Below are 10,073 nucleotides of genomic sequence, written 5' to 3'. Positions count from 1 at the left end.
GATCTTGCAGTTTCGGTCGTCGACAAGCGCGGAATGCCCCCTTGTGTCGCGACAGCAAACGCAAGATCGCGGAGAAGGGTCAGGGCGGGGGAGCGGGAGTGAGGAAGTCGGCGAGCACCCGGGTGTGGGTGTCGAAGGCCAGCTCGACCGGGTCGGTGAGTACCAGCCACTCGGTGGCCTCCTCGGTCGGCGCCGATGGTGGCAGGTCCTCGGCCGCTCGTTCGGGCAGCACTCCGAAGACCATCATCGTGCCGCCGGCGGGTGCTCCGTGCACCGCGAACAGCCGGGCCTCATCGGCCGCCGCGATCAGTCCGGTCTCTTCCCGCAGCTCACGGACGAGCGCGTCGGACCACTCCTCGCCGTACTCGATGAAGCCGCCGGGCAGCGCGAGCAGGCCGCGGGCCGGCTCGATGTCCCGGCGGACCACGACCACACCCAGGCCGTCGGCCGTGCGGACCGGCAGCACCGCGACCGCCACCGGCACCGGGTTGCGCCAGACGGTCTCGCCGCAGACCGCGCAGACTCGCGGCCATCCGGCGGCCGGCGGGTAGGCGGCGCCGCAGTAGGAACAGTGCGAGTACGGCGTGCCGGTCATGCCGCAGCACGTTACTCCGATGCCCGCTCAGCCCGCTGCGCCGCCGCCCCGCCGGCCGCCCAGACCCCGCGCCGCCGCCCCGGGCCTTCAGACCCCGCGCCGCCGTCCCGTCGAATGCTCAGGCGGCCGGGGCTCCGGTGTAGAAGGCGGTGGTGCGTTCGGCGGCGGCCTTGGCCTCGTCGGCGTCGGTGCCGGCGGCGATGCTGGCCTCGCCCCACAGGTGGCTGCTCAGTTCCATGGCCCGTCGTCCCTCGTCCGAGGCGGTCCACTCGGCGGCCTGGTCGGGGGTGACGCCGCTGCCGTCGCCGGCCAGGTGCGAGGCGAGGCCGAGGAGCCCGAGGTCCCAACCGACACCGACCGCACCCGGCCCGAACTGGGCCCACCGGTCCTGGTCGACGTGGGCGATGTGGTCGAGGTCGAGGCGGGAGCGCTCGTCGCCGACGGGGGTGACCCGGACCTCGATCCAGCTCACCTCGCCGCCCATCTCCCAGGTGGCGGTGAAGCGGTGCGGCGGTTCGCAACTCTCGACGGTGCCGTGGGCGTTGCCCTGGAGTTGGTACGTGCCACCCAGGCGCAGGTCGCCGGTGATCGGCAGGAACCAGCGCGGGATGCGCTCGGCGCTGGTGCAGGCGTCCCACAGATCCTCGGCCGTCGCCTGGTAGGTCTGGCTGATCGTGGTCACCCGCGCCTCGCCGGCTTCCAGGGTGCGGCTGCCGACCTTCCGCTGGACGGCGTTGATCTGCTCGGTGGCGTCGAACATCAGGTGTTCCTCTCGTCGGGTGTGTCGGCGGGTCCGTGCAGCCGACGCTCGCGTCGGCCCCGGGCCAGCTCGGTGGCGAGTGCCGCCAGGGGTGGGGCCCAGAACCGGCGGAAGTGTTCCAGCCAGCCGTCGACCTCGCGCAGGGGGCGTGGGTCGACCGCGTAGAGCCGCCGGGTGCCCTCTGGCCGCACTGTGGCGAAGCCGTTGTCGCGCAGCACCTTGAGGTGCTGGGACACGGCGGGCTGGGAGATGCCGAACTCGTCGCGGATGGTCGTGCTGACCGCACCGGCGGTCTGCTCGCCGTCGGCGAGCAGTTCCAGGATGCGGCGCCGGACGGGGTCGCCCAGCACGTCGAAGGCGTGCACGGCGACAGTTGTATCACCTTCGGCTTATTTAAGCCAAGTCTGATACTCCGATGAGCTTGTCCAGTCGGATCGGAAGCTCCCGGATCCGTACGCCGGTCGCGTGGTGCACCGCGTTGGCGACCGCCGCGGCGGCGCCGACGATGCCGATCTCGCCGATGCCCTTCACCCCGGCCGGGTTCAGCTCGTCGTCGCGCTCGTCCAGCCAGTACGCCTCGATGGACTCCACGTCCGCGCAGCTGGTGATGTGGTACGTGGCAAGGTCGTGGTTGACCCAGTCGCCGTACCGCTCGTCGAGCAGCCCCTCCTCGTGCAGCGCCATCGACAGGCCCATGGTCATGCCGCCGATGAGCTGGCTGCGCGCCGTCGCCGGGTTCACCACCCGCCCGGCCGCGAACACCCCGAGCATCCGGTTCAGCCGTACCTCGCCGGTGTCCGCGTCCACCCGCACCTCGACGAACTGTGCCCCGTACGCGTACCGGGGCAGCGCCGGCTGCCCGTCCACCTCTTCGGTGGTGTCCGCCTCGGCGGTCACCTCGCCGGTCGGCGGCCCGCCGTCGCGCAGCTTCTCGCGCAGCGCCTGCGCGGCGCGGATGACCGCCCAACTCCAGCTGGCGGTGCCCATCGAGCCGCCGGCCAGGGCGGCCGTCGGCAGTTCGCTGTCCCCGATCAGGATCTCCACCCGCTCCGGTGGCACCCCGAGCGCGTCGGCGGCCACCTGCCAGATCGCCGTCCGGGCGCCGGTGCCGATGTCGGTGGCGTTGATCCGGACCAGGAAGCTTCCGTCGGGCCGGGCGGTGGCGGTGGCCGTCGACGGCCGGGCCCTGGCCGGGTAGCTCGAACCGGCCACCCCCGTCCCGATCAGCCAGCGGCCGTCGCGCCGGGACCGGGGCGACGGATCACGGCCGTCCCAGCCGAACCGCTGGGCGCCCTCGCGCAGGCACGCCACCAGGTTGCGGCTGGTGAACGGGCGTCCCTGGTCGGGGTCGACGGCGGTGTCGTTGCGGACGCGCAACTCCACCGGGTCGATGCCGACGGCGATGGCCATCTCGTCCAACGCCGACTCCAGGGCGTACGCCCCGGGGCACTCGCCCGGGGCGCGCATCCAGAACGGCGTGGGCACGTCGAGGCGGACCAGCCGGTGCGTGGTGCGGCGGTGCGGGGCGGCGTACATGCTGCGGGTGTAGACGGCGGTCTGCTCGGCGAACTCGCGAATGGTCGAGGTCTGGCTCGTCGCGTCGTGGCAGATGGCGGTGAGTCGGCCGTCGGTGTCGGCGGCGAGGCGGACCCGCTGGATGGTGGGGGTGCGGTAACCGAGCGGCCCGAACAGTTGTTGGCGGGTCAGCGCCAGCTTGACCGGACGGTCGACGTGCCGGGCGGCGAGGGCGGCCAGGACCACCGACGCCTTGGCGTACCCCTTGCTGCCGAAGCCGCCCCCGACGTGCTCGGCGACAACCCGGATCGACTCCGGTGGCAGCTCGAACAGTTCGGCGAGGGTGGCGCGTACCGGTGTCGCACCCTGGGTGGAGTCGTGTACCAGCAGCCGCCCGTCGTGCCACTGCGCGGTGGTGGCGTGCGGCTCCATCGGGTTGTTGTGGTACGCCGGGGTCCGGTAGGTGACGTCCACCCGCACCGGGGCGGCCGCGTACCCGGCGTCGAAGTCGCCCTCGGCGGTGTCGGTCGGATAGCTGGGGTTGACCTGGTCCGGTTTGTAGAGGCCGGGGTGGTCGTCGGTGAGTACCGTGCTGTGCGGGCCCGTGTCGTAGTCGATCCGGACCAGGCGGGCGCCCTCCCGGGCCGCCTCCAGGCTGGTGGCCACCACCACCGCGACGTACTGACCCCGGTGGTGCACCGTCGGCTCCTGCAGCAGCCGCAGTTCCGGCTGCGGGCCGGGTGCCATCCGGTGCGCGTTGCCGTGGTGCACCACGGCCAGCACGCCGGGCGACGCCAACGCCTCCGTCGTGTCGATCCGGGTGATCCGGCCCCGCACCACCGTCGACGGCACCGCCCAGCCGTAGGTGACCCCGTCCACCGGGTACTCCACCGCGTAGCGGGCCGTGCCGGTGACCTTCGCCGGGCCTTCCAACCGGGGGTACGCGCGGCCGACCGCCCCGGTGCTCACGAGGACGCCAGTTCGGTGAGCGCCCGTACGGTGATGGCCCGCGTCAGGGGCAGCTTGAAGCCGTTGTGCCGGAGCGGGCGCGCCTCGGCCAGCTCCGCGTCGGCGGCCCGGCCCACCAACTCGGGGCTGAACGGACGTCCCCGCAACTCCGCCTCGGCCCGGTACGCCCGCCACGGCCGGTGCGCCACCGCCCCGTACGCCAGCCGCACGTCCCGGATCATGTCCCCGTCGAGGTCCAGCACCGCGGCCACCGAGCCGGCGGCGAAGGCGAACGAGGCCCGGTCGCGCACCTTCAGGTACGTCGAGCGGCGCGCGGCCGGGAGCGGCGGTAGCCGGACGGCGGTGATCAGCGTGCCCCGGGCCACTGTGGTCTCCCGTTCCGGGTGGGTGCCGGGGGACCGGTAGAACTCGGCGATCGGGATGTCCGCGGGGCCGTCGACGCCGTGCACCTCCACCACCGTGTCCAGGGCGGCGAGCGCGACGGCCAGGTCGGACGGGTGGGTGGCCACGCACTGCTCGGACCAGTCCAGCACCGCCAGGTCGCGGTTCTGGCCGTGCAGGGCGGCGCAACCGCTGCCCAGTTCGCGTTTGTTGCACGCCTTGCTGGTGTCCTGGAAGTAGACGCAGCGGGTGCGCTGCAACAGGTTGCCGGCGGTGGTGGCCATGTTGCGCAGCTGTCCGGAGGCGGCGGCGAGCAGGGCGCGGGCCAGCACCGGGTAGTCGCGGCGCACCACCGGGTGGGCCGCGAGGTCGCTGTTGCGGACGGTGGCGCCGATCCGCAGCCCGCCGTCGGGCATCTCCTCGACGGTGTCGAGCGGCAGCCCGGTCACGTCCACCAGCACGTCGGGGCGCTGCACCCCGAGCTTCATGAGGTCGACCAGGTTGGTCCCACCACCCAGGTAGGTGGCCTGCGGTTCGGCCGCCAGCACGGCGACGGCCTCGGCCACGTCGGCCGGGCGGTGGTAGCGGAACGCCCTCACGAGGACGCCGTCTCGCGCACTGCCGCGACGATGTGCGGGTACGCGGCGCAGCGGCACAGGTTGCCGGCCATCCGTTCGCGGATCTCCGCGTCGGTCAGCTCGGCGGGTGTGTTCAGGTCTCCGGTGACAGCGCTGGGCCAACCCCGGGAGACCTCGTCGAGCATCCCGCGGGCGGAGCAGAGCTGACCGGGGGTGCAGTAGCCGCACTGGAACGCGTCGTGCGCGATGAAGGCGGCCTGCAACGGGGACAGCCCGTCCGGTCCGGCCAGCCCTTCGACGGTCACCACGGACCGGCCGTCCACAGTGACGGCGAGGACCAGGCAGCTCTTCACCCGGCGACCGTCCAGCAGCACCGTGCAGGAGCCGCACTGGCCGTGGTCGCAGCCCTTCTTCGCCCCGACCAGGTCGAGGTGCTCGCGCAGCGCGTCGAGCAGTGTGGTGCGGTTGTCCAGGGTCACCTCCCGGGACGCGCCGTTGACCTCGATCGTCACCCCTGACGAGTGGCGCTCGTCGATCGTCGCGTTCTCGGGTCCGCTCTGCACCGGCCCAGACTAGCTTTGTCGGTATATTTCAGGGCGAATAACGCAAAGCCTTTCGTACGGAAGGGGACGACGGTGACCGCCGGGCTACTGCTGGCCGCGGGCGCCGGGCGACGCTACGGCCGACCGAAGGCGCTCGTCGAGCTCGACGGCGAGCCGCTGGTCCGGCGCGGGGTCCGACTGCTCCGCGACGGCGGGTGCGCACCGGTGCACGTGGTGCTCGGCGCGGGCGCCGACGAGGTGCCCGACCTGCCCGGCACGGTGCCGGTCCGGCACGACCGCTGGCCCGACGGGCTGGGCTCGTCCCTGCTGCGGGGCCTGGCCTCGCTGCCGGCCCAGGTACCGGCGGTCGTCGTCGTCCTCGTCGACCAGCCGCTGCTCAGCCCGGTCGCGGTACGCCGGGTGCGTCAGGCGTACGCCGGTGGCGCGGTCGTCGCCGTCGCCACCTACGCCGGCCGCCCGGGGCACCCGATCCTGCTGGATCGGCGAACGTGGCCGATGCTGGGCGGATACGCCGTTGGCGACCGGGGCGCCCGTGACCTGCTCCGTGACCGGTCGGACCTGGTGGTCGAGGTGCCCTGCGACGACGTCGGCTCCCCGGTCGACGTGGACACCCCGGCCGACCTGTTCCGCCTGGTCAACGACGGGTCAGCCAGCGGGGCAGCCCCTCACTGGTGACCGCGTGATAGGTGATCATGACAATGACGCCGAGCAGGCCCAGCAGCGGGCTGACGAACCAGCCGAGCAGACCGCTGAGCCCGTACAGGATCAGACCGGTGACCGGTCGCAGCCGCTGCCGTCGCACGTACTCGGGGTCGACAGGGCGTGCGAGCAGCGCCGGGTGGCGGTGCAGGTAGCCGAAGAAGACCAGCCAGGGGGCCGACATCAGGGCCGCGGCCAGCGCGTACAGCGCGACGGCCGCGCGTTGGTCGTCGGTGTCGCCGTGGGTGAACGCCGACGCCAGCACCGCCGTGGGAAAGGGGATGATCACCGCGCCGAAGAGCACACCAAGGTTGATCCAGCTCAGCGCGAGCGTGGTGCCGCGGATCAGCCGCAGCAGCGCGTGGTGGTTGAGCCAGAGCACCCCGATGTAGACGAACGACACCACGAAGGCCAGATAGGAGGCGCCCTCGCCGAGTAGGCCGGTGAGCAACTCGCCCTCGTGGTATTCGGGCACCCGCAACTCGATGACGAGCAGCGTGATGACGATGGCGAACACGCCGTCGCTGAAGGCCGTCATCCGGTCGGTGGCGGACACCCGTCCCCGGGGATCGGGCTGCTCGACCTCGTCGGGTGCTGCGGACATTGCCGCAGGCTAGCCACTCGGCCACGCGGTCGGCGGCGGTTTCGACCGATCGGCTCGGCACGGCCGCCCGGGGTCGACACCCCGGGCGGCTGCTCGCGCCGCCCCCGTTCAGGCCACCGGCGTCACGGTGCCGGTGGTGCGGGCGAGCCTATGGTGGGCGCGGATCAACTCGGCGTAGCGCAGACCACTCGCCTTCACAGTCCGACGCTGGGTGGCGTAGTCGACGTGCACCAACCCGAACCGCTTGTCGTAGCCGTACGCCCACTCGAAGTTGTCGAGCAGCGACCAGACGAAGTAGCCGTCCAGCGGCACCCCTCGGGCCACCGCCGACGCGCACGCGGCAAGGTGCTGCTCCAGATGGTCGGTGCGCTCCTTGTCCTCCACGGTGCCGTCGCTGGTGACCTCGTCCGGCCACGCCGAGCCGCTCTCGGTGACGATGATCCGGCCCGGCCGGTACTCCTCGTGCACGTCGACGAGCAGCCGCTCCAGGCCCGCCGGGTACATCTCCCAGCCCATCGCGGTCTCCACCGACCCGGGCACCGGCACCTGCTTCGCGAACGGCGCCGGACCGGTCGGGTCGTCCACCACCAGTTGCCGGAAGTAGTAGTTCACGCCGAGGAAGTCGGTCGGGGTGGCGATCACCGCCAGGTCGTCGCCGCGGACCGGCGGCTCCACCCCGTAGGTGGCGATCATGTCGGCGGGGTAGCCGCGCCCGTGGATCGGGTCCAGCCACCACCTGTTGACGTGCCCGTCCGCCCGGCGAGCCGCAGCGACGTCCTCGGGCCGGTCGGTGGCGGCCTCGATCGGGCTGAGGTTGACGACCAGGCCCACCGAGGCGGGCCGGGCGGCGTTCGCGCGGATCGCCTGGGTCGCCAGGCCGTGCCCGAGCAGCACGTGGTGCGAGGTGTGCACCGCGCGGGTCAGGTCCCGTTCGCCGGGGGCCATGTTGCCCTCCAGGTGCCCGATCCAGGACACGCAGAGCGGCTCGTTGACAGTGCACCAGTCGGCGACGCGGTCACCGAGTCGGCCGGCGACCACCGCCGCGTAGTCGGCGAACGCCTCGGCGGTGGCCCGCTCCGGCCAACCGCCCCGGTCCTGAAGAACCTGCGGCAGATCCCAGTGGTAGAGCGTGACGAACGGCCGCACCCCGTCGGCGAGCAACGTGTCGACGAGCCGGTCGTAGAAGTCCAGTCCGGCCGCGTTGACCCGCCCGACACCATCGGGCATGACCCGCGGCCAGGCCACCGAGAAACGGTACGCGTCCACGCCGAGCCGGCGGACCAGGGCCAGGTCCTCGGGCCACCTGTGGTAGTGGTCGCACGCCACCGCTCCGGTGTCGCCGTTGTCGACAGTGCCGGGGGTCGCCGAGAAGGTGTCCCAGATGGACGGCGACCGGCCGTCGACGTCGGCGGCCCCCTCGATCTGGTACGCCGCCGTGGCGACACCCCAGAGAAAGTCGTGTGGCAGCTTGGACAGGTCGGGCACGGGTCGGTTCTCCTCTGGGGTTGGATGACTCACTTGACCGCCCCGGCGGTGAGACCGGCGACGAAGTAACGCTGCAGCGCCAGGAACCCGACGACGACCGGGATGCTGACCACCAGCGAGGCGGCCATGATCTGGTTCCAGTAGACGTTGAACTGGGTGGAGTAGCCCTGCAGGCCGACGGCCAGGGTGCGGCTGCCCTCGTCGGTCATCACCGAGGCGAACAGCACCTCACCCCACGCGGTCATGAACGCGTAGACGGTGACCGCGACGACACCGGGCACGGCGGCCGGCAGGATGACCTGGAACAGGGTGCGCAGCGGCCCGGCGCCGTCGACCTGCGCCGCCTCGTCCAGCCCTCGGGGGATCGAGTCGAAGTAGCCGACCAGCATCCAGATCGAGAACGGCAGCGAGAAGGTCAGGTACGTGATGACCAGGCCGGTACGGCTGGCGTACAGCTCGATGCCGGTGGCGTTGCCCAGGTTGACGTAGATGAGGAAGAGCGGCAGCAGGAACAGGATGCCGGGGAACATCTGGGTGGACAGCACGGTCACCGTGAAGATGCTCCGGCCGCGGAACCGGTAGCGACTGACCGCGAACGCGGCGAAGATGGCGATCACGACCGAGCAGACCGCCGCGACGCTCGACACCACGAGGCTGTTCACCAGGTACCGCGCCAGCGGCACGGTGCTCCACATGTCGACGAACGGTTGCAGGGTGGGCCGGCTCGGCCACCAGGTGAACCCGTTCTGCACGTCCTGCAACGGCTTGGCCGCCGAGGTGACCATCACGTAGAGCGGGATGACGACGAAGAGGGCGAGCAGGGTCAGCACGATGCGCCGACCCCAGCGCTCACCGGCGGTCTCACGCATGGTCGTCCCTCCGACGGTTGGTGATCAGCAGGTACGCGGCCGAGACGATCATCAGGAACAGCAGCAGCGCCACCGACATCGCCGAGCCGGAGCCGAAGTCCCAGGTCTTGAAGGAGCTGCGGTAGATGTGGATGGAGATCAGGTCGGCCTGCTGCGGCGCGGAGCCGCCGAAGAGGACGAACGGGGTGTTGAAGTCGTTGAACGTCCACAGGAACAGCACCAGCAGCAGCACCAGGTTGACCGGCCGCAGCATCGGCAGCGTGACCGAGCGCAGGCGGCGCCAGAACCCGGCGCCGTCGATCGCGGCGGCCTCGTACATCTCGCCGGGCACGTTCTGCAGCCCGGCCATCAGGCAGAGGAACGCGAACGGCCAGTTGCGCCAGACCGACACCACGAGCAGCGACCAGAAGCTGTTGTCGCCGATCAGCCAGAACGGCCGTTCGTTGAGCAGACCGAGCTGGTCCACGAGCACGTGGTTGACCAGGCCCGTGTCACGCTGCAGCAGGAAGCTCCAGGTGATCACGGCGGCGTAGACCGGAAGTGCGTACGGGGTGAGGAACAGCGCCCGCAGGATCGCCCGTCCCCGGAACGGCCGTTGCAGGACCACTGCCGCCGAGATGCCGAGCAGCCAGGCGAAGCCAACCGACAGCAGGCTGTAGGCCAGGGTGATCCAGAACGAGTGCAGCAGTTCCTTGCCGGCGGCGCTGTTCAGGTCGAGCGTCGCCCGGTAGTTCTCCAGCCCGACGAAGGGCGCTGTGGACCAGTCGCGGATGTGGAACTGGGTCAGCTCCAGCAGGCTCATCCAGACCCCGACGATCATGGGGATCACGTGGATGGCGAGTTCCAGCACGATGGCCGGGCCGAGCAGCAGATACGGCAGAAGTGAGCGGCGGGGGCCGCGGGGCCGGCGGGCCGGCTTCCGGGTCGGTGACCCGGCCCGGGATTCGCGCCGGTCGGCAAGTGATGGGGGTTTTGGACCGTGCTTGTGAACTAACTGGTCGCGGTGACGTGGAGTGCGCGGGAGTCGGCCCGGCTGCGCAGGAGTGCGGTGGCGA

At 71.6% G+C, this 10,073-nt stretch carries 11 protein-coding genes; 1 reads left to right on the top strand and 10 read right to left on the bottom strand.

Going from position 1 to position 10,073, the window contains the following annotated elements; all coding sequences use genetic code 11:
• Positions 1-79: 79 nt before the first annotated feature.
• The 6 genes from ABZ406_RS30480 to ABZ406_RS30455 all read right to left on the bottom strand — a co-directional run bounded on the left by ABZ406_RS30480 (position 80) and on the right by ABZ406_RS30455 (position 5,310).
• Positions 80-595: an NUDIX domain-containing protein gene (locus tag ABZ406_RS30480; protein ID WP_357768954.1), complete on the bottom strand. Its 516-nt coding sequence runs from the start codon at positions 593-595 to the stop codon at positions 80-82.
• Positions 596-713: 118 nt separating this feature from the next.
• A complete protein-coding gene (locus ABZ406_RS30475) occupies positions 714-1,355 on the bottom strand; it encodes an SRPBCC family protein (RefSeq protein WP_357768952.1) in 642 nt (213 codons plus the stop codon).
• Positions 1,355-1,720, bottom strand: a complete 366-nt coding sequence (locus ABZ406_RS30470; RefSeq protein ID WP_357768950.1) for a metalloregulator ArsR/SmtB family transcription factor — start codon at positions 1,718-1,720, stop codon at positions 1,355-1,357. Before ABZ406_RS30470 ends, ABZ406_RS30475 begins: the two co-directional genes overlap by 1 nt.
• A 28-nt stretch (positions 1,721-1,748) precedes the next feature.
• Positions 1,749-3,839 (bottom strand): xanthine dehydrogenase family protein molybdopterin-binding subunit, encoded by a 2,091-nt coding sequence (locus ABZ406_RS30465; RefSeq protein ID WP_357768948.1) that lies wholly within the window; start codon positions 3,837-3,839, stop codon positions 1,749-1,751.
• Positions 3,836-4,819, bottom strand: coding sequence for a xanthine dehydrogenase family protein subunit M (locus ABZ406_RS30460; protein ID WP_357768946.1), 984 nt, complete (start codon positions 4,817-4,819; stop codon positions 3,836-3,838). Before ABZ406_RS30460 ends, ABZ406_RS30465 begins: the two co-directional genes overlap by 4 nt.
• A complete protein-coding gene (locus ABZ406_RS30455) occupies positions 4,816-5,310 on the bottom strand; it encodes a 2Fe-2S iron-sulfur cluster-binding protein (RefSeq protein WP_357768956.1) in 495 nt (164 codons plus the stop codon). Before ABZ406_RS30455 ends, ABZ406_RS30460 begins: the two co-directional genes overlap by 4 nt.
• Positions 5,311-5,433: 123 nt before the next feature.
• Here ABZ406_RS30455 and ABZ406_RS30450 point away from each other — a divergent pair, with 123 nt between their 5' ends.
• Positions 5,434-6,036 carry a nucleotidyltransferase family protein gene (locus ABZ406_RS30450; RefSeq protein WP_357768944.1) on the top strand — a complete coding sequence of 201 codons (603 nt, stop codon included), beginning with the start codon at positions 5,434-5,436 and terminating at the stop codon, positions 6,034-6,036.
• Here the strand turns inward: ABZ406_RS30450 and ABZ406_RS30445 are convergent.
• From ABZ406_RS30445 to ABZ406_RS30430, 4 genes are all read right to left on the bottom strand, one after another.
• The gene (locus ABZ406_RS30445) at positions 5,996-6,664 is read right to left on the bottom strand and encodes a TMEM175 family protein (protein ID WP_357768942.1); all 669 of its coding nucleotides are present in this window, start codon (positions 6,662-6,664) and stop codon (positions 5,996-5,998) included. The genes ABZ406_RS30450 and ABZ406_RS30445 overlap by 41 nt on opposite strands.
• Before the next feature lie 108 nt (positions 6,665-6,772).
• The gene (locus ABZ406_RS30440; RefSeq protein WP_357768940.1) at positions 6,773-8,149 is read right to left on the bottom strand and encodes a GH1 family beta-glucosidase; all 1,377 of its coding nucleotides are present in this window, start codon (positions 8,147-8,149) and stop codon (positions 6,773-6,775) included.
• Between the two features lie 29 nt (positions 8,150-8,178).
• Complete coding sequence (locus ABZ406_RS30435; RefSeq protein ID WP_357768938.1) at positions 8,179-9,018, bottom strand: carbohydrate ABC transporter permease; 840 nt, start codon at positions 9,016-9,018, stop codon at positions 8,179-8,181.
• Positions 9,011-10,073: sugar ABC transporter permease (locus ABZ406_RS30430; RefSeq protein WP_357768936.1), on the bottom strand; the 1,063-nt coding region annotated here is incomplete at its 5' end. The genes ABZ406_RS30430 and ABZ406_RS30435, both read right to left, overlap by 8 nt.

It is taken from the genome of Micromonospora sp. NPDC005710, assembly GCF_040630995.1.
Lineage (GTDB): Bacteria > Actinomycetota > Actinomycetes > Mycobacteriales > Micromonosporaceae > Micromonospora.
Note: the sequence above shows the minus strand (reverse complement) of the source record. Positions and strands in the feature narration are given on the sequence as shown.